This is a genomic window from Micromonospora sp. NBC_01638, assembly GCF_045209745.1.
Lineage (GTDB): Bacteria > Actinomycetota > Actinomycetes > Mycobacteriales > Micromonosporaceae > Micromonospora.
The window spans coordinates 4,867,769-4,887,716 of sequence record NZ_CP109273.1 but is presented as its reverse complement, the minus strand read 5'-3'; the positions used below and the strand labels follow the sequence as shown (position 1 = coordinate 4,887,716).

Here is a 19,948-nt window from a genome sequence, read left to right as displayed (position 1 = left end):
TCATGGTCTTCCAACTGATCTATCTGGTCGCGATCCGCCTGTTCGACGCTCTGCTCCTCGCGGCTCGCAGCGACCGCGCGGTGCTCGCGGAGCTGCTGGCCCTGCGCCACGAGGTCGCGGTGCTGCGCCGTCAGATCCACGGCCGACCACGACTGTCCTGGCCAGACCGGGCGATCCTGTCCGCGCTTACCCGCCGCCTGCCCCGCGCGGTCCGCATCCACCGGATCGTGACCCCGGCGACCCTGCTGGCCTGGCACCGCCGGCTGGTCCAACGCCGCTGGACCTACCCCCACCGCGGCGGCCGACCACCCGTCAGCGACGAGATCCGCGAGCTCATCCGCCGGATGGCCCGGGACAATCCCCGCTGGGGCCACAAGAGAATTCAGGGCGAGCTGCTCGGACTGGGCCACCGCGTCGGCCTCGGCACCATCCGCCGAATCCTGGCACGTGGCCGCCTCGGCCCCGCACCCCGCCAGACCGACACCTCCTGGCGAACGTTCCTGCGCGCCCAGGCCACCGGCCTGCTGGCCACCGACTTCTTCCACGTCGATACCGTGTGGCTGCGCCGGCTGTACGTGCTGGTCGTCATGGAGATCGCCACCCGCCGGGTACACCTGCTCGGCGTGACCGAGCACCCGACCCAGGCATGGGTGATCCAGCAGGCCCGCAACCTGCTCATGGACCTCGGAGAGCGCACCAGCGACTTCCGGTTCCTAATCCGCGACCGCGACACCAAGTACGGGCGGAGCTTCGACGCGGTCCTGACCGCAGACGGCATACGGGTGGTGAAGACGCCGCCGCGCACACCGAGGGCGAACTGCTTCGTGGAGCGCTGGGGCCGCAGCATGCGCGAGGAGTGCACAGACCACCTCCTCATCTACAGCGAACGGCACGCCAGGACGGTACTGACCGAGTACGTCCGACACTTCAATGATCACCGGCCGCACCAAGGCCACGGACAGATGCCACCCAACCATGACCCGGACGTCGTCGTGCCAATCGACGGCGTCGTCCGACGCCGACGGCGGCTGGGAGGAATCATCAACGAGTACCGCCGAGCCGCCTGAACGAATCCTTAAAACCGCTGGTCAGCAGCCGGAATCTAGTTTTGGCACCGTACAGGTCACCTCGTCCATGCCCATCACCGCACCCCAGATCAGCACCTCCGTGTCCGGCGGGGCGTAGCCGGAGTCGGCCATCGCCTGCTCGTACAGCGACACCGCATCCGGGCTATTGGTCCGCCACGCCGCCTGCAGCTTGTCGGTACGGGAGTCCCGGATCAGGTGCGCCACCCGGGACCGCCCGAGCCCGTCCATCACGGCCGCCGCGGCGCCTGTGATCCCCGCGAGGTCGCCCTCGTCAACCAGCCACTTCATCGGGAGGGAATACCAGACGAACTGAAGCACGTCGTACGCGGCGAGGTCCTCAACCTCGGCATCCTCGGGCGACACCCACTCCAGCACGTGCCTGGCCGCCTCGCGCAGCTCGACGGGCACCCGGGCAAGCACCTGATCACGCATCAGACTCACCCCACCATCCTGGCATCCGCCCAGTTGAGGCCCCGAACTCAGCACGATGACTCGTAGACGAGGCTGAGGAAGATGCCGAGCCAGCGCCCAAGGATTGCCGAGCAACCCCCGCCCCACAACAGCCGCCAACGTCTACAGCCGTTGACGCGAAATCAAGGAAGCAACATGCCGGTCCATCCGCGATTGGCGCGAAGCCGCAGGCCGGAGCGAGTGACGGGGAGGGGATCGGCGACCATCTGCGGCTCGCCTACTGCCGCCAAAGATCATCCGTTACCGGATGTTACCGCCGTGACCTGGGAAGATCTCCATCTCCCCAGGTCAACCGGTCGGGACGGCCGGAGTCGAACCGACGACCCCTTGTTACCAACAGTAACGGGCTAGCGCTTGTCATTCGTTGTCGACAATTGGCGTTGACCTGCGAAGACGGCCCGGCGGGATGATCGCCACTTGTCACTGATTGTTGCGGTCAGACAGGGGTTTTCGGGGGGTAAACGGGGGTGCGATCTTGGTGTGTGGGTGATCAAGCCGGCCCTGCACCCGTCACGCGACCATCTGCACGCGTCGACCGGGTCGGCCCTTGCGGCCCTGACCGGCAGCAACCGCCCCACCCGATGGGACACCGGCCGCAACGCTTATGTCACGGAGTCACCCCCCTCGCCAACCCGGCACCCACGACGGCGGCGGTCACGGGAACCACCGCCAGCGGCGCCCACCCCCTGCGGCTGGAACACCAGCGCCATGGATCGCGCCGCTCCGCTGCCGCTTGAGCTGGCGCTTCCCGTCCGTCCTCGCCTAACGCGAGCCGTCGCCGGTGCCCAAGTTCAGCTACCGTCAGCTGCTTTGGGGCTGTCCGGCTTACCCACGATGTGCTACCAACGCCAACCGGAAGAGCTGTCAACGGTCAGGACGCCATTTTCACTGTCCGCGAGCACTCCACCACGACTAACGACACGCGCGCTTGACCTGCTCGGACGGTGTTTTCGGCACCTACCGGGTCATCTGGCTGCTCGAGAAAGCTCGCCAGGCGTACGACGTGCTGGCCGACCCCCGCCCGGGCGGCCTGCCTCAGTACGAGTCCCGGACGCTGACGGCTGTGTCGGGCACCTGCCCGAACGCGCGCAGGTCCTGTCCGTCGCCCAGCCGCACCTGCCCCTTGACGGATCCACCGTCGCCGAGCGGTCAGACCGGCGCGGGCGCCGCCAGAAGCGCGCGCAGTTCGCGGACCGCTGCCCGCCCGGCGCGGTTCGCGCCGACTGTGCTCGCGGACGATCCGTAGCCGACCAGGTGGATCCGGGGGTCGGCGACCACCCGGGTGCCGTCCACGACGATGCCGCCGCGGGGCCCCCGCAGCCGCAGCGGGGCCAGGTGGTCGAGCGCCGGCCGGAAGCCGGTGCACCAGAGGATGACCTCCACATCCTGTGCCTCGCCGTCGCGCCACTGAATCCCGTCGGGGACGATCCGGTCGAACATCGGCCGGCGTAGGAGGAGACCGCGTTCCCGGGCTTCGAGCAGCTGCGGTGTCCACGACAGCTCGGTCGCGCTGGCGATGCTTCCCGGGAGCAGGCCGGCCCGTACCCGTGCCTCCACCTTGGCGACCACCTCGCGTCCGTAGTCCGGCGTGAACGGCCCGTCCCGGAACACCGGCGGCCGGTTGCGGCACCAGATCGCCGTGCTCCAACGTCAGCTCGGCGGCCAGCGCATCCGGTTCCAGCCGCCGACCGGCACTGCTGGCAGCACTACTACACCCACTCCCCCGGCCCACGCTGCAGCAATAACGGCTACTGATCCACCCGGACACGATCCTGCGCTGGCACCACGACCTGATCGCCCGCCGCCACGCCACCGTTTCCCGGCCGCGCCGGAGCAGTTGCCCCCGCACGCTGCGTTCGATCCGGGCCCTCGCACTGCGGTTGGCCCGGGAGAACAGCAGCTGAGGATACCGACGCGTGCACGGCGAACTCCTCACGCTTGGCGTGAAGATCGCCGCGTCCATGGTCTGGGAGATGCTGCGTGTGGCCGGCATCGGCCCTGCACCCGGCCCGACCGCCACCACCTGGGCAACTTCCTCCGCTCCCAGGCCACCGGTGCTGGCCGCCGGTCGCGGATGAGGTAACGCGCCGACGATGCGGCGTTTTGCAGGTCCATGACGCCCGGGTTCGACGGTTGGTGGGCATGCGGCGGTGGCGGAGGTGCGGGCTGACCTGCGGTAATGGGCATGAGGAGGCTTCGGGACCGTTTACCCACGGCTCCGGAGCGCGTTTCCCGGTTCATCGGCTATTCGGTGGTCTTGAGGCCGCTCATCTTGGGGAGGGACACCGCAGTCGGTGAAGAGTTTGGCCTGGGTGTCGGTGAGGCGGGTGGTCTGATGGAGGCTGCCGGCCGGGCCGGAGAGGGTGACCTGGTGGATCCGGCCGAGTTCGACGGCGCTCTTGGGCCAGGTCTGCTGGGTGCGGCGCTCGGTGACGCGGATCAGTAGCAGGCGATCCAGCACAGCAGCACGTGGGCGCGTATCCGCTCGTCGAGGCGGTGGTAGACCGGCCGCAGGTCAAGGGTGGATTTCATGGTGCGAATGCGGAAGGCGCGTTCGGCTTCGAGTCGTCGCAGTGCATCTCGTCGTTGCAGACCCGGTAGCCCAACCGCAGGAGGGCATCGATACGCTCGGCCGACGCCTGCAGAACAGGGTCGTCTGCCAGGAGTCCGAGCGCCCCATTGACGAGCTTGTCTTGCTTGTGGTGATCCTGTGGCAGGCCCGGCAGTTTGATGAACAGCACTTCGACGCAGATCATCAGGTCGATGAGCCAATCGGGTACCCGGTCGGCCCCCCGTTTGGACCAGCCGGCGCAGCGCGGTCTGTAGACCCCGGTTCTCCCCGACTGCGGGTATGTGAGGAAGTCGTAGACCTCGCGCACCGCATCGCTCTGCTCTCGCCCAAGGATCGTCGTCGCTCCTCGTCGACGGCGGGCAAGGCTCCTCCGCCGAGGGGCCCCGGTCCGTTTCCGGGCTCTCATCGCCGGCCTGAATCAGCGAAGAACACCAGGTCAGGGGCAAATCGGGGGTCGACCAAGGGTAGGTCCCGATGCCCCTGCGCCGCGCCCGCTGGAACGCTGGGTGCAGACGGCATGCAGGACAACCGCGTCCGATTGATCCCGGAAAGGTCACTATGAATGCAGTGCGCAGGGCGGTGGAGTGGCACCGCCCGCTGATGCTCTTCTCCGCTGCGATGGCCGTGCTGGCTGTAGTGTCCCTGGTTGGGCTGGTGGCCGATGACCGGGTGCTGACCGGGGCGCCGATCTGGCTGAAGCCGTTCAAGTTCTCGGTCTCGCTCGCGCTCTACGGCATCACGTGGGCGTGGCTGATGTCCCTGCGCTCTGAGGCATCCCGGCTGTTGTGGTGGGCCGGAACCGTGATCACGGTGGCTGCGGCCGTGGAGATGGTCGTCCTCGTCGGTCAGGTGGTGCGCGGCCGGATGAGCCACTTCAACACGAGCACGCCGCTCGACGCCAGGCTGTTCTCGATCATGGGTTTCACCATCATCGTGCTCTGGATGGCTACACTGGTCGCCGCGCTCCTGCTCGCGTTTCGGCGGTTGGGTGACCGCCCGAGCCAGTGGGCCATCCGCATGGGCATGGTGATCTCGCTGGTCGGGCTCGCGCTCGGCGGGCTGATGATCGGCCAGCCTTCCGATGTCGAGGGAATCACTGGCGCCCACAGCGTCGGGGTGACCGACGGCGGCCCGGGGATGCCGATCACCGGCTGGAGCACGACCGGCGGCGACCTGCGCATCCCGCACTTCATCGGCATGCACGCACTCCAGCTACTGCCGCTGTTCGCGCTGGGGCTCGGGGCACTTGCAGGACGTTTTCCGCTGCTCGGCGAGGAAACCGTACGGACTCGACTCGTCCTGGTCGCCAGCGGCGTCTACTCGGGGCTGACCGGGGTGGTCACCTGGCAGGCCCTGCGCGGGCAGTCGTTGGTCCACCCCGACGGCGCCACCCTCGCCGCGGCTGGGGTGGTGGTGATCGCCGCGGTCGTCGGTATCCGGTGGTCCACGCTGACCAGCCGACAGGTGGTGGTGCCGGCAGCGGATGCGCGATCGGCTGGACCTGCTCAGTTGACGGGTGAGCGGCGAACTGGGTGACAACGGGTGCGGACACGGATGGACGAGCCGGGCTCCCGACTACCTCTGGCCCCTGCCGCCAAACGGAGTCAGCATAAAACGCCAGGTCAGGGGCAAATCAGGGGCCGGCCAAGGGTAGGTCCCGATGCCTGCGCGCCGGGCCCGCTGGAACGCTTTATGCAGACGGTAGGCGGGCCGACCGCGTCCGATTGATCTAGAAAAGGCAACCATGAACGCCGCACTGCGCAGGGCGCTGGATCGGCATTGATCGTGGTCCGCTTACCAGCCCCGTGGTTAGTCGACTTTAGGCGGGGTACGCACTCGGGCAGGCGTGTGTAGGCCCTGAGCGTTCTTGCCGACCTCTGGAGGGGAAGAACGGTGTCACACGAGTACCGCAAGAGCCCCGAGGCAGTTTCTCGGCTGTCGCCGGAGCAATACCGAGTCACTCAGGAAGCGGGGACGGAGCCAGCCTTCAACAACGCCTACTGGGACAACGAGGAGCCGGGGATCTACGTCGACGTCGTGTCGGGTGAACCTTTGTTCGCTTCCGTCAATAAGTACGACAGCGGCACCGGCTGGCCGACCTTCACCAGGCCGATCGAATCGGAGAACGTGGTCGAGGTCCGAGAGTCGAGCCACGCCATGTTCGGCACCGAGGTCCGGTCGGCGCACGGGGACAGCCACGTGGGCCACGTGTTCGACGACGGCCCCCCGGAAACTGGCGGACTGCGTTACTGCATGAACTCGGCGGCGCTTCGGTTCATCCCACGCGACGACCTCGAGCGTGAAGGCTACGACGAGTACCGCAGAATTTTCGAGCACCCGGACGGGGAACGACGATGACCGAGACGACTGAGAAGGCGATCCTGGCCGGCGGCTGCTTCTGGGGCATGGAAGACCTCATCCGGAAACACCCGGGCGTAGTCGACACCAGGGTCGGATACACCGGCGGAGACGTGCCGAACGCGACGTATCGGAACCACGGATCCCACGCCGAGTCGGTCGAGGTCGTCTTCGACCCCGCGAAACTGGCCTACCGAGAGCTTCTCGAGTTCTTCTTCCAGGCCCACGACCCGACAACGAAGGATCGCCAGGGCAACGACGTGGGAACCAGCTACCGGTCGGCCATCTTCTATTGCGACGAGCAGCAGCGAAAGGTCGCCGAAGAGACGATCGCCGACGTCGACGCCTCCGGCCTGTGGCCGGGCAAGGTGGTCACCGAGGTCACCCCCGCTGGCCCATTCTGGGAGGCCGAGCCGGAACACCAGGACTACCTGGAGCGAAATCCCGGGGGTTACACGTGCCACTACGTCCGGCCGAACTGGAAGCTTCCCCCTCGCAAGGAGAACGCGGGTTAGCGCGCGGGTAGCGCGGATACGAGTCCACCCGGTCCCCACGGTCTCGTCACCCCGACCAGGCCATACCCAGGTACCAGTCAGGCACCCTCGGGTGAGGCTAACGCTCCGACGAAGCGCCCTGCCCGGATAGATCCGGTACCCACCCGTCTCGGCTCGGCTCGCCGAACCCATGCGACAACCAGGTGTAGACGCCGATCGAGGTGGTATTCGGATGCCCCTGGCGAGGAACGGAGAGCCATGTGGCTGTCAAGACCGAAGAGCGGGTGGGCATCGCAGGTGTCCGGCCGTTCACGATCGAGGTCCCCGAGGCGGAACTCAACGCGCTGCGCACGCGCATCAGGGCCACGCGCTGGCCCGAGAGGCAGACCGTCGACGATCAGTCGCAGGGCGTACCGCTCGAAACAAGCCAGGCACTCGCGCGCTATTGAGAGAAGGAGTACGACTGGCGCAAGGTCGAGGCGAGGCTGAATGCACTACCGAACTTCATCACCGAGATCGACGGGCTCGACATCCACTTCATCCACGTCCGATCGAAACACGAAGGCGCCCTGCCGCTCATCGTCACACACGGCTGGCCCGGCTCGATCATCGAGCAGCTGAAGATCATCGGCCCGCTCACCGATCCCACGGCACACGGCGCGAGCGCGTCGGACGCCTTCCATCTGGTGATCCCGTCCCTGCCCGGCTACGGGTTCTCCGGCAAGCCGACCACGCCAGGCTGGGACCCGGAGCACATCGCACGCGCCTGGATCGAACTGATGAAGCGCCTCGGCTACACCCGATTCGTCGCCCAAGGCGGCGACTGGGGCGCGCTCATCACCGACCTCATCGGTCTGCAGGCGGCGGCTTCCTCGAGGGCTTTCATCGCGACATCCGCCGCCTGCCACTCACCGCTCACGCCGACCTGGTCGACAATGTCGCCGAGATGGGTCGCGAACGGGATCTTGAGCTCATCCTGGTGCTCGGCCAGCCACTTCGTCTGCACGCGAAACGGGTCGCTCCCATACCGAGGCATGAACTGGCTCGCCGAGTAGCGGGTGTAGAACTGCGTGTCGGGGAGGACGGCGAGGGTGAACCGCGATGCGAGTTCGTCGTTCTCGGCCACGGCGGGCGCCGCCGAGACGGGGGGTGCCGAGACGAGCGGCGCCGCGGCCAAGCCGGCGAGCGCGAGCACGGCGCCGGCGGTGCGCAGTGCGCGCGCGGTCTTGCGGGGCGCACCCGGGGCGGAGGGATGGAGCGGTCGGGTCACGAGGGTCCAATCTGCCGGGCCGATCCTGTCGGCTCTTCGAACGACCTCGGCCACCATCGCCGCCCGGACTAAACGCCGGTGGACCTCCTCCTGAATATGCAGCAACCGACGTGCGGCGCCGTCAATCTTGGCGGGGACGCCGCTCGCCGTAGAGGCCACCAGTCAGGCTCCAGCACCGGATCGTGGGCGACGTCGCCGCAGCCGGGCCAGCGGCAGGTAAACACCACGTGACCGCCGCAGTCGCCGTTCCCAGCCACGGGCGGCTCGGGTGGCGGGAGCCGCCGTCGTACGGGTGGCCATGCGGGAAGGCGGCCGACTGACCGCCAACCAATTCCCGCACGGTGTGCTGCCGGACTCCGGCCCCTCTGGTACTGCGCTACGTCACGACGCCGGCCAGGTCGATGGCATGGCGCCCAACGCCCGCAGATCGAGAGAGGGCCGCAGAACGTAAAGGAGCTCAAAGAGGGAGGAACAACATCGGCGAGAGGCGAACAGGCACTGATCGCTGAACGTGTTCATGTGGCCGTTGCGGGGGGCGCGACCGAACGCGAGATAATCGCCGCCACTGTCTAGCTGAGTCACTAGGGTGCGAACACGCCGCACAACCATGAACGCGGTGCACCGCTCGCGCAGGGTAAAAGGCTCAGCAACGCCAGCTCAACGAAGCGGAACCGTTGCCTGGGGGTCATCAAGCGCGATGCTTCAGGTTGCTGCCCGGGTAAGGTCCGGTCATGCATCAGGCGCGAGTCAGACTCGACCACTGCGTGATCGCGGTGAGCGACTGGAAGCGATCAACGACCTTCTACCGGAGCGTGCTGGGAGCCGAGTCGTTGATCACCCTGACGGTCATGTCGCGTACAGGTTCGGCGATCAGCAGCTCAACGTGCATGGTCCGGGTCTGGATATCGGAAGGCTGGTGGCGCGCCCGCCGGTTGCACCCGGCGGCAGCGACCTATGTTTCGTCTGGTCCGGCACGGTAGAAGAGGTGCTGGCCCATCTTCGTCGCCATCATGTCGAGGTAGAGGAGGGGCCCGTCGATCGCACTGGTGGGCGTGGTCAAGGCGTGAGTGTCTACTTCCGGGACCCAGACGGCTCACTGCTGGAACTGATCACATACCAATGACCAATCGAATCGACCCGGCAAGCGGCCGTACTGCGTGCCAAATCCGTGCCAGGTCGCCGACATCGGGGGATTCACGGGGAATGGCGGAGAGAATGCAGGCTCTACCGCAGTCCAGCGCCATGCAGGCCAGGCAAGATTGAGAGGGCGGTCCGAGGACTTTTGAGTTTGATCTATGCCTTGTGGCCGTTTGTGGGATGTCCGGGCTAGTACTCCAGCCGGGGTTGTTGACCTTGGCTGAGCTGCGGTTCGATGCGATGCGGGAACGAAGGCAGCCACCGTCGATCATGGACGGTTGTGTGGACTGACCATGATGCAGCGGTGGCTGCCGGATACAGGGTAGACGCCCAGCGGTGGCGGGTGTTGTTCGACGACCTGATGCTGACGGTCGGGCAGCGTTTCCGCAGGCCGGAGCCCCGCCGCCGGGTGGGTGACTTCGTCCGGGGCTTGCTGGCGCCGTTGCCGCGGAAGAACTGCTGGACGATCGCGGAGCACGCCGGTGACGCGGGCCCGGACGGGATGCAGGACCTGCTGACGCGGGTGAAGTGGGACGATGCCGAGGTCCGCGCCGATGTCCGTGAGTTCGTCGGCCATCATCTCGGTGATGCCGAAGCTGTACTGGTCATCGACGAGACGGGCGATCTGAAGAAAGGCCGGCACACCGTCGGCGTGCAGCGGCAGTATTCGGGCACTGCCGGGAAGATCGAGAACTGCCAGGTGGCTGTGCACCTCGTCTACGCCACCGAGTCTGGTCACGCGATGCTCGACACGGCGCTCTACCTGCCCAAATCCTGGTGCGACGACCCTGAGCGCCGCGCCGAGGCCGGTGTCCCTGAGCAGGTGCGGTTCGCGACCAAGCCGCAGCTGGCGTCTCGGATGATCGCCGCAGCGGTCACCGCCGGGTTGCCGTGTCGATGGGTGGCCGGCGACGAGGCCTACGGCAACGACCCGCGCCTGGCAGCCCAACTCCGTCAGCTACGACTGGGCCACGTCCTGGCCGTGGCCTGCTCTCATCAGGTGATCACCGCCCTTGGCGTCTACCGCGTTGACGCCCTCGCCGCCGGTCTTCCTGCCACCGCCTGGCAGCGGGTGTCCGCGGGCCGAGGCGCGAAAGGCTATCGCTACTACGACTGGTCCTTCACCGCACTGCCACACGCCGCCGACACCCACGGCGGACACCACTGGCTACTGATCCGCCGCAACCGCCGCACTGGTGAGCTGGCCTTCTACCGCTGCTGGGCACCCGAACCCGTCCCGCTACGCAGCCTCGTCGCGGTAGCCGGCCGCCGCTGGAAGATCGAAGAATCGTTCCAAGCCGCGAAGACCGGACTCGGCCTGGACCAGCACCAGAACCGCCGCTGGACATCCTGGCACCGCTGGACCACCCTGGCGATCCTCGCCCACGCCTTCCTCGCCGCCGCGACCACACACCGCAGCCGTCCCGACCCGGCCGGGCTGACCGCACTGACCGTCAACGAACTACGCCACCTGTTCAACGTCCTGATCATCGAACCCACCCGCCGCCGCTGCGACCCACTGCTCTGGTCCGTACGCCGACGCCGTCACCAAGCACGAGCCATGACCAGCCACTACGCCCGGCAAGCCCTCACCGAGCCGTGATCACAATCCCCGGCTGGAGTACTAGCTTGTCATGGATGGTGATCGCTGAATTTCGGGAAAGTGAGTCTCCGTCGTGACCGTCGGGCGGCTGTGGCGTTAGCCTCGGCCCTTCGTTAAGGGTTGTCCAAGGAGTGGGCCGGAAACGCAGAAGTGCCTTCTGATCAGGGAAAATAGGGCTTGTCGAGAGTCCTGTTAACCCGTCACGGAAGGCACTTGCTGGGTGAAGGCTACCGCAACACGTCCGAAGATCACGGTGACCGGGGACGGGCGGGGCGTGGTCGGTCACGCCGGTGCCCGGCTGATCGCCGATCTCGCTGACGCGACTGGTTTGACCAGCGCATTCAGCCAAGCGTTGGCCGGGCTACGGCAGCGGCAGCGGCAGCGCGGGCACGACCCGGGCCGGATCGCGGTCGACCTCGCCGTGGTGCTCGCTGACGGGGGCGAGGCCATCGCCGATCTGGCGGTACTGCGTGACCAGGCGGCCCTGTTCGGGCCGATCGCGTCCGACCCGACCGCGTGGCGACTGTTATCGCAGCTCGACGCCACGATGCTGGCCGAGCTGCGGGCCGCCCGAGCTCATGCCCGCGAGATCGCCTGGGCCCAGCACGCCGACACCCGCGGCGACCTGCCACAACCGACAGTCGCCGGCCAACCGGTCGACGGCCTGGTCCTCGACATCGACGCGACCATCGTGATCTGCCACTCCGACAAGGAATCGGCCACCCGCACGTGGAAGAAGACCTTCGGCTTCCATCCGCTGCTGTGTTTCCTGGACAACACCGGCGAAGCCCTCGCCGGCCTGCTGCGCGAGGGCCGGGCCGGCTCGAACACCACCACCGACCACATCACCGTCCTCGACCAAGCCCTCGCCCAGATCCCCGACGCTCAGCGGCACGGCACCCCGATCCTGCTCCGCGCCGATTCGGCCGGCTCCAGTCACGGCTTCCTCGCCCACATCAGGTCCTTACGCGAACACCACCTCGACATCCGATTCAGTGTCGGTGCCGCGATCACCGAACCAGTCAGGGCTGCGATCCGGGCCGCGACCGGCTGGGTCCCCGCCGTTGATACCAGTGGTGACCTGCGTGAACATGCCGAGGTCTGCGAGATCACCGGCCTGTTCGACGCCGCAGGCTGGCCTGAAGGCACCCGGTTCCTGGTCCGCCGGGAACGCCCGCACCCCGGCGCCCAACTGAGCTTGTTCGACACCATCGAAGGCTGGCGGCACCAGGTCGTGGCCACCGACACCCCGCCCGGCACCGGGAGTATCCAGCACCTGGAGGCCCGGCATCGGGCACACGCCCGCGTCGAAGACCGCATCCGCACCGGCAAGAACACCGGCTTCGGCCGGTTCCCGTCCCGGATCTTCGCGATCAACCAGGCCTGGCTCCAACTCGCGCTGACCGGCATCGACCTGCTCGCCTGGACCCAGGCTCTGCTACTGGACGGCGATCTGGCCACCGCCGAACCGAAGAAGCTGCGCTACCGGCTGCTGCACGTCGCTGCCCGGATCACCCGCACCGCTCGGCGGACCCGGGTCGCTATCGCCGCGAACTGGCCCTGGACCGATGCCCTGACCAGCGCATTCAGCAAGCTTATGGCGTTGCCCCGGCCCACCGGCTGACCCTTACAACTCACGCCTCGACCAGCAGCACGGAGGAACCCGGCCTCGCGCCGGACTCTTGGCATACCAACAAAACGCCATCAACCACGCGAATCGAACTCATCGAATCCCGGCTATCGGCTGACGTCCAAGTGAAAGACCGAGGTTAGGCCGGTCATGGGTGATCGGAAGCGGTATCCCAGTGATGTCACCGACGAGCAGTGGGCGCTGATCGGGCCGTTTCTACAGGCGTGGAAGGCCAAGCGTGTCTCGGTCTCGGGCCAGCAGGGTGACTACGACCTGCGGGAGATCGTGAACGCGATCTTCTACCAGAACCGGACCGGGTGTCAGTGGGCGTACCTGCCGCACGACCTGCCGCCGAAGTCGGCGACCTACTACTACTTCGCCCTGTGGCGTGACGACGGCACCGACCAGGTGATTCATGACCTGCTGCGCTGCCAGGCACGGGAGAAGGCCGGCCGGGCAGAGGACCCGAGCGCGGTCGTGCTGGACACGCAGTCGCTGCGGGCGGCGAATCATGTCCCAGCCGCCACGACCGGCAAGGACGCCGCGAAGAAGGTGCCAGGCCGTAAGCGGGGCTTGGCCGTGGACGCGTTGGGGTTGATCATCGCGGTCGTGGTGACCGCGGCGTCGGTCACCGACAACGCGATCGGCATACAACTGCTCGATAAGGTCGTCGCGCACACCCCGACGGTGACCCGCGCGTGGGTGGACGCCGGGTTCAAGCAGGACATGGCGCTGCACGGCGCCGTGTTAGGCGTCGACGTCGAGATCGTCAAACGCTCCGACACCAAGCCCGGGTTCGTGCCGATCCGCAAACGGTGGATCGTGGAGCAGGTCAACGGCACCCTGATGCTGCACCGCCGCCTCGCACGCGAGTACGAGATCCGACCAGAATCCTCGGTGTCACGAACCCTGTGGGCATCGACAGCGAACATCGTGCGCCGACTCACCGGGACCAGCACACCCTCCTGGCGACACCAGTGAACCTTCCCACGCTCCTCGACCTGATCACCGAACGCGAAACCACCGCACGCCAGGACGCCGATCGGCTCCGCGAGCAGATCACCACCCTCACCAACGAACTCGCCCGCATCGACACCGAACTGGCCGACCTAACGACCACCCGCAGCACCCTGCGCACGCTCACCGCGGCCGAGTTCACCGCCGACGACCCGACGATAGCCAGCGCCCCCTACCAGCAAATTCTGGACGTCCTGGCCACCGCGCCCACCGGCATGCGAGCGAAGGGCATCTGCCTCGCGCTCGGCGTCGAAGCCTCACCGAAGCACGTCGAAGGCACCCGCGCGAGACTGAAACGCATGGTCAACCGCCAAGTCCTGACCGAAGGCGAACCCGGCATATTCACCCTTGCCCCGAAACAGACCTAATCTTCCGAACCGCCCTCTGAGAGCGCTGTCGGGCTGCGCAGACGCTACGGCCGGCACCGGTCAGAGGGTGACGACGGCGTCGTCGGCGAAGGTGAACAGGCCGGCCTTGAACGTGATCGTCTTCAGCTTTGTGCCCTTGGGAACGTCGAAGTAGACGTTCGCCTTCACCGCGTTGCCGGGGTTGATTTTGTCGAGGAAGCCCTGCCCGTCGGTGTTGCCGTAGATCCCGGCCGCGCCGTCGACCTCGAACTCCCGGCCGGAGCCGTCCTGAGCGGTGCCGTCGGCATGGAATGAATGCGCGTGCTTGGTGACGTTCTTAGCTGGCTCCGGCAGCGCCCTAGTCGGGGATCTCGTGCTGGCGGACAACCCGGTCGATGCGGCGGTCGGGCACGACCCACATGACCGCCACGGTAACGAAACCTGCCAGGGCGAGCCCGACTCCGATGTGCCCGCTCCGGTCGATCAGCAGGGCGCTGAGGATCCCGGCGAGGTAGAGCACCAGGGAGACCTTGCCCTTGATGTCGGTGCCGACAGCCTGCCGCAGCGGCGACCCCGGCCCCTGCTGCCGAATGATCACCGTCTGGAGCACGAAGTATGCGATGGCCGCGCTGAGCAGGTTCAGACCGTAGATGCCTACGGGGATCGGTTCAAACCTTGAGTCGTCGATCCAGGCCGTCGTCAACGGAAACAGCGACAGGCAGAACAGCAGCGCCAGGTTCGCCCACAGCACCCCGCCGCTGACCTGCCGCACCAGGTGGAACATGTGGTGATGGTTGTTCCAGTAGATGCCCACATAGACAAAGGTGAGGAGATAGGTCAGCAGCCCGGCGCCGGTCGTGCGGACGAGGTCGGAGAGGTCGTGACCTGCCGGGACCTTGAGCCCCAGCACCATGATCGTGATGATGATGGCGAGCACACCATCACTGAACGCCTCCAGTCGGTTGGTCCGCACCACACAACCATCCTTTCGCCCTCAACCACACGGCCACGCACCGCGACCTGGTAGGAGACAAGCACAACAGACGCTGCTACGGACAGGTCCGGCGCCACAGCAAAAACGCGGCGCCGAGGACGACGGTAGTGATGACGGTGTTCACGAGCAGCGGCCAGGGGCCGCGCTGCGGACGACCGGCGCTGCGGACGGTCAGGTCCGGCAGCAGACCAGTGGCGAGGTGCAGGTCGGTGATTGAGGTTCCCCCCTGCGGACCGGACACCCTGAGCCCAGACAGTGGTCTGGGGAAGGATGGCCTGGTGCCACGTCCATCGAAGTGCCCCGAGCAGTTCCGTAGGGACGCTGTTGATCTGGCCGTTCGTCGGGACGGTCACTGCGTGAGGTCGGTCAGGAACTCGGTGTCAACCATGAGGCGCTGCGGAACTGGGTCAGCGCCGCGAAGACCGCCGAGGCCGCCGGACGCGGTCGACGGTCCCTGCTCAGATGCGGTCACCCAGTGATGGGATTGACGAGGACGTCGCAGACGAAGTCGAGGGCTTCTTCGGTGGTACCGCTGAACCAGATCTGGCTTTCGTAGGTGTTGTTGCTGGCCTTGTAGAGCCCCATCGGTGGGCGGATCCGCCGTAGCGCAGGCGCATCAGCGGCAGCTGGTCGCCGTCGGTCAACTCGCCGGTGATGTAGGCGAACTGACCGTGGTAGCGCACGTGACGACCCCTTGACCCCCAGGACGCTTCGCCGCACGATTACGCACGCCACGCACGCTATTTCCCAGATCAGGCCGTGTAGTCGACGGCATGTCAGCCACCATCGCGCACCACGTGTGGTCCCCACCTGGTCCCCGGGGAAGACACGCTGCGCGATCACAGCGCGTTCAGGAATTGTCGGTAGCATCCGGCTGCGACCGCCGACCTGCGCTACTCGCTGGTCACGCCCTGGTCGGCGTTGTCATCGTTGACGGCGGTGGTCCGGCGTCGGCCCCCGTGTCGGGCATGCAGCACCATGACGGGTCCGGCGGTGGGATGGACGTCGGAGATCGACAGCTCGGGCGCGATCCCCAACCAACGGGCACGCCGCAGCCTCTGCATTGCAGAGATCACGCGCCCTGTTGGCTGGCGTGTTAGGTGCCTCATGAAAGGGTGGAAACAGCGGGGGTGCGGCCGGCCCGGACTACCGCTCGACGGCGGCGACCACGACGGCGTAGATTCGCGCTTCGGCGTCGAAGCCACGAACGTCGGGCGGGAGGAACACGATGCGGATCGGCGAGCTTGCGGCCCGGACCGGGGTGAGTGCCCGGTCGATCCGATACTACGAACAGCAGGAACTGCTCGTGCCGATGCGCACGGCGAGCGGCCAGCGGATTTTCCCTGAGGCGGCGGTCGAGCGGGTCCGGCTGATTCAGCGGCTGTTCGACGCGGGCCTGAGCAGCAGACGCATGTATGAACTGCTGCCCTGCATGACGAACCCGGGCATCCGCACGTCCTGGCTGACCGACCGACTCCGCGAAGAGCGCGAGCGCGTCGTCGCGGAGATGGCTCAGCTCGCCCGTACGGTCTCGGCGCTGGACCGCATCGTTGAGGACATGACAATCGACGAGCCCACCGACGGACCCGCGGCGCGCGCTGCGGCCTGAGACCGGCGCCACTACGGGCTTGTCCTTGACACTGGTGTCAACTTCTACGGTGAGGACATGACAGCGATCCTCACCTCGCGCCCGGACGTCAACCTGCCGGTGGCGCCGCTGCTGAAGCCGGTCACGTTCGCCGGTCTGCCGCTGGCCTCCCGATTCGTCATGGCACCGATGACCCGGTTCCACTCACCAGGCGGGGTGCCGGCGCCCGAGGTAGCCGGGTACTACCGCCGCCGGGCAGAGCATGGCATCGGGCTCATCGTCACCGAGGGAGTCTGGGTCGGCCATCCCACCGCAGGTCACGAGGACACCGTTCCGCGGATGACCGCGGGTGCCGCCGAGACGAGCTGGCGGCGTGTTGTCGACGAAGTGCACGCCGCCGGTGGCCGGATCGCCGCGCAGCTGTGGCACCTGGGCAGCCTGCGCGAGCCGGTCGATGGGCTGGAGGCATGGACGCCGTCCGGCGTTCGTGAGCCGGGCCGGCCGGCAAGCCACGCCATGACGGTGGCCGACATCGACGAGTTGTTGGAGTCGTACGCCGAGGCAGCTAGGGTGGCGGCCAGGGCTGGATTCGACGCGGTCGAGATCCATGCTGCGCACGGCTACCTGCTGGACGAGTTCCTTTGGCCGTTCACCAACCGACGCACCGACGCGTTCGGCGGCTCGCCGGAGCGGCGGGCGGCGTTTCCCGCCGCGGTCGTGCGCGCCGTCCGCGCGCAGTTCCCTGCCGACCGGCCCGTAATCGTGCGGTTCTCGCAGTTCAAAGAGCGGCGGTTCGACGCCCAAATCGCGGAGACCCCCGCCGAACTGGACGCGATCCTGACTGTATTCGCCGAGGCCGGCGCGAGCGCGCTGCACGCGTCACAGCGGCGGTTCTGGCAGCCGGCATTCCCCGGCTCGGGCCTGACCCTCGCCGGCTGGGCCAAGCGGCTCACCGGACTGCCGACGATCACGGTAGGCTCGGTCGGCCTAACCCGCGACTTCCTGCGGCCCGGCGGTCCCGAGTCGGTCTCCGGCCTGGTCGAGCGGGTGGCGGCCGGCGAGTTCGACCTCGTCGCGCTCGGCCGGATCCTACTGCGCAATCCCGCCTGGGTCACTCACGCCGCCGCGGGGCAGCTCGACGCCATCGTCGACTACCGCAAGTCCCACGAGGACACGTATCACTGAGCTGCCGGTGTCGGTTGCCAAAAACCGGGCTTCCCGCGTAACGCTTGAGACTTGACCAACGGTCAAGGAGCGCCAGCCACCGCCAACTTGACCGATCTTGGTCCCCAGAACGCCCAAGAGGGCCGACCCGGATTCCGGATCGGCCCTCTGAGCTGCGTCGGGACGGCCGGATTCGAACCGACGACCCCTTGACCCCCAGGCAACGATCAGGGCATCTCCACCTGGTCGGATTGGGGTCGGGCCCTGGCGCTCACGTCCACTGTCGTCCAGGGGTGTCCGGCCCCGTACACCCCGATCGTCACCCAGTTAGTCACTCAGTTCAAGGTTGCTACTTCCGGCTGGCCGAAGCCTTACCTGCCAGTTGTAAGCGATGTGGTCGACGACAACCGCATCGAGCCAGAAACCAACAGCCGGAAGCTCGCTGCCGCGAGGAAGCGTGGTGATCTCCATCAGAGCCAGCGCATCGGGCTGACCCTCCATATCGACGAAGACGCCAAACGGCATCGTCGCGAGCACGCGTGCCCGGACTCGTGCACCCACAGGCAGTCTCGACTTGGTCTCCGACCATGAGCGCTTTGCTCGCTCGGCTCTGCCGTCGAGCAACCTCCAAGCGTCTGAGTTCATGGCCTCACATCCTCGCACGATCAGTTTGGAAGGTGTCTTGGCTGGCTCCAGTCGGCGATTAGGACTACGAGGTGAGCAGGCGTGAGACTGCCCGCGAAGGACGGAGCGGGGCGGTCCGAGGCCATGTCGGTGCCGCTGTTGACCCGTGTTGACCGCTAGATCGGGCACGGGTCGGGCACGCTGGCAGTTCGTCCGAGTCCCTTCATTGACTGATGCCGCTACCCTGCAGGTGTGGCCGGGATTCGCCTCGCGTGGCTCGCTTTGCCCCTGCTGGTCGTCCTTGTGTTGGTCGTCGTCGTGGTACGGCGGCGTCGGCGCGGGGCGTCGTTCCTGGCGGACAGCAGGAAGATAGAGCTGGCTACTGCGCGCAAGGCGATCCGCCAGAGCGCCCGCGAGAGCCGCCGGCGTCGCCGTGGCAGTCTTCGCGGTAAGGGCGGCGGTGGTGACGAGGGTCAGGCGATCTCCGCTGGCGTGGAGAGTGAATCCGGCGGCATGCCATAGTCTGCTCGGTCGTCTGTGCGCCTGCTGCCGGGATCCGGCATGGATTTGGCGCGCTGCGTCCTCCTGAGCGTGGCCGGCCGCCCGGCCGATGCCGACCAGAGGTCGCCAGCAGGCCGGGGCCGGGCCGGCGTGCCCCATCCTATGGGCCGCCTTGACCCGTTTGGGTGTGAAAGAACGATCACTGAGAGGTGAGCTGCCCGGGCAGCCGGGCTGAGCTGCCGGTACGGTCCGCCAGCGTCCATGGGCGTCCATCCTTGCTCGCGTCCGTCGTAACCCAGTTGGTCACTCAATCGCGAGCGTCAGACGTTGAAGCGGAACTGAGACCGGCCAGGCCACGACCCGAGGAAGCTCGACCGGCCGCAGTGCTTCCGATCGTGGCATCATCGTGCGGTGGGTCACCCGGACGAACTCGACGACAACTGGCTCAACGGCGAGGAAATCACCTGTCCGGAGTGCCACGAACACCTTTACCGTCTCGATCACTCACCGTTGTTGGACTGCTACTTCCTCTATTGCGCCGGCTGCCCAATGCGGGTGGATGTCAGTTACTACGACAGCACGTGTATCGCCATCGCGGATGCGCTCCCTGCCCGGGACGGGACCCGTTCCACGCTGATGGACGCACTTGAAGCGCGACTACGACGGTGTGACTGCGGCGGGCAGTTCCGGGACTCGGCTCCTCGGCGCTGCCACCGGTGCTCCGCCGTTCTGACGGCCATCAGTGCGCCCTCCGGCGTCGACGTCTGGCCAGGCTGGTGGACGGATGAGACGGACACGGACTCCCTGGAAGAGGAATTCACCGCCAGGTACTTCCGCACGGAGGACCTCTGGAAGCACTGACGCCGCCGGAATCAGTTGCCGGCCCAGACGGCCCAGGGACCGCCCATCTGCTGGCGTCGAGACCTCGACCACGGCGAGCCCTGCCATCCCGTCTGCCATCGACCCGCCCTCCGGGGAGCGGGCCGCCGCCCGGCCCGCCATGTCAAGCGGACCTTGACGGCTCGTACGGACGCTGGCGGGCTGGGCGGTGGTCTGCTCGGCTTGCCCGGGTCGATGGCAGACAGGGATG

General features: G+C 67.1%; 22 protein-coding genes and 2 pseudogenes. 16 read left to right on the top strand and 8 right to left on the bottom strand.

The features are described 5' to 3' along the window. Positions 1–2 precede the first annotated feature (2 nt). Positions 3–1,067: an integrase core domain-containing protein gene (locus OG811_RS22980; RefSeq protein ID WP_406068459.1), complete on the top strand. Its 1,065-nt coding sequence runs from the start codon at positions 3–5 to the stop codon at positions 1,065–1,067. Positions 1,068–1,088: 21 nt separating this feature from the next. On the opposite strand, the gene OG811_RS22975 is transcribed toward OG811_RS22980, so the two are convergent. Together OG811_RS22975 and OG811_RS22970 are read right to left on the bottom strand one after the other, a co-directional pair. Then, positions 1,089–1,520 (bottom strand): hypothetical protein, encoded by a 432-nt coding sequence (locus OG811_RS22975; protein WP_406068570.1) that lies wholly within the window; start codon positions 1,518–1,520, stop codon positions 1,089–1,091. 1,188 nt (positions 1,521–2,708) lie between these two features. Then, the gene (locus OG811_RS22970) at positions 2,709–3,170 is read right to left on the bottom strand and encodes a hypothetical protein (protein ID WP_406068569.1); all 462 of its coding nucleotides are present in this window, start codon (positions 3,168–3,170) and stop codon (positions 2,709–2,711) included. A 305-nt stretch (positions 3,171–3,475) separates the two neighbouring features. Here OG811_RS22970 and OG811_RS22965 point away from each other — a divergent pair, with 305 nt between their 5' ends. After that, positions 3,476–3,637, top strand: coding sequence for a hypothetical protein (locus tag OG811_RS22965; protein WP_406068568.1), 162 nt, complete (start codon positions 3,476–3,478; stop codon positions 3,635–3,637). A gap of 450 nt (positions 3,638–4,087) precedes the next feature. Here the strand turns inward: OG811_RS22965 and OG811_RS22960 are convergent, their stop codons facing one another. Further along, positions 4,088–4,438, bottom strand: a complete 351-nt coding sequence (locus OG811_RS22960; protein ID WP_406068567.1) for a hypothetical protein — start codon at positions 4,436–4,438, stop codon at positions 4,088–4,090. Positions 4,439–4,689: 251 nt separating this feature from the next. On the opposite strand from OG811_RS22960, the gene OG811_RS22955 reads away from it, so the two are divergent. The 4 genes and pseudogenes from OG811_RS22955 to OG811_RS22940 form a co-directional block, all read left to right on the top strand. Continuing rightward, entirely contained in the window at positions 4,690–5,667 is a 978-nt protein-coding gene (locus tag OG811_RS22955) for a hypothetical protein (protein ID WP_406068566.1), read from the top strand. Between the two features lie 357 nt (positions 5,668–6,024). Next, positions 6,025–6,489: a peptide-methionine (R)-S-oxide reductase MsrB gene (gene msrB, locus OG811_RS22950; RefSeq protein ID WP_406068565.1), complete on the top strand. Its 465-nt coding sequence runs from the start codon at positions 6,025–6,027 to the stop codon at positions 6,487–6,489. Beyond that, complete coding sequence (gene msrA, locus OG811_RS22945) at positions 6,486–7,004, top strand: peptide-methionine (S)-S-oxide reductase MsrA (protein ID WP_406068563.1); 519 nt, start codon at positions 6,486–6,488, stop codon at positions 7,002–7,004. The genes msrB and msrA overlap by 4 nt, the downstream gene beginning before the upstream one ends. 239 nt (positions 7,005–7,243) lie before the next feature. Then, a pseudogene (locus tag OG811_RS22940) lies at positions 7,244–7,846 on the top strand (epoxide hydrolase family protein); the annotation flags it as partial. Here the strand turns inward: OG811_RS22940 and OG811_RS22935 are convergent. Then, a complete protein-coding gene (locus tag OG811_RS22935; protein WP_406076016.1) occupies positions 7,777–8,412 on the bottom strand; it encodes a hypothetical protein in 636 nt (211 codons plus the stop codon). The pseudogene OG811_RS22940 and the gene OG811_RS22935 overlap by 70 nt on opposite strands. Before the next feature lie 572 nt (positions 8,413–8,984). Here OG811_RS22935 and OG811_RS22930 point away from each other — a divergent pair. The 6 genes from OG811_RS22930 (at position 8,985) to OG811_RS22905 (ending at position 14,008) form a co-directional block, all read left to right on the top strand. Beyond that, positions 8,985–9,233 carry a VOC family protein gene (locus tag OG811_RS22930; RefSeq protein WP_406068562.1) on the top strand — a complete coding sequence of 83 codons (249 nt, stop codon included), beginning with the start codon at positions 8,985–8,987 and terminating at the stop codon, positions 9,231–9,233. Then, positions 9,137–9,376, top strand: coding sequence for a VOC family protein (locus OG811_RS22925; protein WP_406068561.1), 240 nt, complete (start codon positions 9,137–9,139; stop codon positions 9,374–9,376). Before OG811_RS22930 ends, OG811_RS22925 begins: the two co-directional genes overlap by 97 nt. Before the next feature lie 375 nt (positions 9,377–9,751). Beyond that, positions 9,752–10,993, top strand: a complete 1,242-nt coding sequence (locus tag OG811_RS22920) for an IS701 family transposase (protein ID WP_406075871.1) — start codon at positions 9,752–9,754, stop codon at positions 10,991–10,993. Positions 10,994–11,213: 220 nt separating this feature from the next. Beyond that, on the top strand, positions 11,214–12,617 hold the full coding sequence (locus OG811_RS22915) for an IS1380 family transposase (protein ID WP_406068013.1): 1,404 nt from the start codon (positions 11,214–11,216) through the stop codon (positions 12,615–12,617). Between the two features lie 156 nt (positions 12,618–12,773). After that, positions 12,774–13,604, top strand: a complete 831-nt coding sequence (locus tag OG811_RS22910) for an IS5 family transposase (protein WP_406068560.1) — start codon at positions 12,774–12,776, stop codon at positions 13,602–13,604. Continuing rightward, entirely contained in the window at positions 13,601–14,008 is a 408-nt protein-coding gene (locus tag OG811_RS22905) for a hypothetical protein (protein WP_406068558.1), read from the top strand. The genes OG811_RS22910 and OG811_RS22905 overlap by 4 nt, the downstream gene beginning before the upstream one ends. 60 nt (positions 14,009–14,068) lie before the next feature. Here the strand turns inward: OG811_RS22905 and OG811_RS22900 are convergent, their stop codons facing one another. Both OG811_RS22900 and OG811_RS22895 read right to left on the bottom strand, forming a co-directional pair. Continuing rightward, positions 14,069–14,374 carry a DUF4352 domain-containing protein gene (locus OG811_RS22900; RefSeq protein WP_406068556.1) on the bottom strand — a complete coding sequence of 102 codons (306 nt, stop codon included), beginning with the start codon at positions 14,372–14,374 and terminating at the stop codon, positions 14,069–14,071. Further along, positions 14,346–14,963, bottom strand: a complete 618-nt coding sequence (locus OG811_RS22895; RefSeq protein ID WP_406068555.1) for a TMEM175 family protein — start codon at positions 14,961–14,963, stop codon at positions 14,346–14,348. The genes OG811_RS22900 and OG811_RS22895 overlap by 29 nt, the downstream gene beginning before the upstream one ends. Before the next feature lie 370 nt (positions 14,964–15,333). Between OG811_RS22895 and OG811_RS22890 the strand changes: the two are divergent. Continuing rightward, positions 15,334–15,405, top strand: a pseudogene (locus OG811_RS22890) (hypothetical protein); the annotation flags it as partial. Positions 15,406–15,874: 469 nt separating this feature from the next. Here OG811_RS22890 and OG811_RS22885 read toward each other — a convergent pair. Further along, complete coding sequence (locus OG811_RS22885; RefSeq protein ID WP_406068554.1) at positions 15,875–16,045, bottom strand: hypothetical protein; 171 nt, start codon at positions 16,043–16,045, stop codon at positions 15,875–15,877. Positions 16,046–16,209: 164 nt separating this feature from the next. On the opposite strand from OG811_RS22885, the gene OG811_RS22880 reads away from it, so the two are divergent. Next, the gene (locus OG811_RS22880) at positions 16,210–16,590 is read left to right on the top strand and encodes a MerR family transcriptional regulator (RefSeq protein WP_406068552.1); all 381 of its coding nucleotides are present in this window, start codon (positions 16,210–16,212) and stop codon (positions 16,588–16,590) included. Between the two features lie 57 nt (positions 16,591–16,647). Then, a complete protein-coding gene (locus OG811_RS22875) occupies positions 16,648–17,754 on the top strand; it encodes a 12-oxophytodienoate reductase (protein WP_406068550.1) in 1,107 nt (368 codons plus the stop codon). A gap of 306 nt (positions 17,755–18,060) precedes the next feature. Here OG811_RS22875 and OG811_RS22870 read toward each other — a convergent pair whose 3' ends face one another. Next, positions 18,061–18,270, bottom strand: a complete 210-nt coding sequence (locus tag OG811_RS22870) for a hypothetical protein (RefSeq protein ID WP_406068548.1) — start codon at positions 18,268–18,270, stop codon at positions 18,061–18,063. Positions 18,271–19,269: 999 nt separating this feature from the next. Between OG811_RS22870 and OG811_RS22865 the strand changes: the two genes are divergently transcribed. Beyond that, positions 19,270–19,719, top strand: coding sequence for a hypothetical protein (locus OG811_RS22865; RefSeq protein ID WP_406068546.1), 450 nt, complete (start codon positions 19,270–19,272; stop codon positions 19,717–19,719). Positions 19,720–19,948 lie beyond the last annotated feature (229 nt).

Excerpts from the sequence above, each read along its gene's own strand:
- OG811_RS22980 (WP_406068459.1), top strand. The coding sequence starts at position 3 with ATGGTCTTCCAACTGATCTATCTGGTCGCGATCCGCCTGTTCGACGCT.
- OG811_RS22975 (WP_406068570.1), bottom strand. The coding sequence starts at position 1,520 with ATGCGTGATCAGGTGCTTGCCCGGGTGCCCGTCGAGCTGCGCGAGGCG.
- OG811_RS22955 (WP_406068566.1), top strand. The coding sequence starts at position 4,690 with ATGAATGCAGTGCGCAGGGCGGTGGAGTGGCACCGCCCGCTGATGCTC.
- msrA (WP_406068563.1), top strand. The coding sequence starts at position 6,486 with ATGACCGAGACGACTGAGAAGGCGATCCTGGCCGGCGGCTGCTTCTGG.
- OG811_RS22930 (WP_406068562.1), top strand. The coding sequence starts at position 8,985 with ATGCATCAGGCGCGAGTCAGACTCGACCACTGCGTGATCGCGGTGAGC.
- OG811_RS22920 (WP_406075871.1), top strand. The coding sequence starts at position 9,752 with ATGCTGACGGTCGGGCAGCGTTTCCGCAGGCCGGAGCCCCGCCGCCGG.
- OG811_RS22910 (WP_406068560.1), top strand. The coding sequence starts at position 12,774 with ATGGGTGATCGGAAGCGGTATCCCAGTGATGTCACCGACGAGCAGTGG.
- OG811_RS22885 (WP_406068554.1), bottom strand. The coding sequence starts at position 16,045 with ATGCAGAGGCTGCGGCGTGCCCGTTGGTTGGGGATCGCGCCCGAGCTG.
- OG811_RS22880 (WP_406068552.1), top strand. The coding sequence starts at position 16,210 with ATGCGGATCGGCGAGCTTGCGGCCCGGACCGGGGTGAGTGCCCGGTCG.
- OG811_RS22875 (WP_406068550.1), top strand. The coding sequence starts at position 16,648 with ATGACAGCGATCCTCACCTCGCGCCCGGACGTCAACCTGCCGGTGGCG.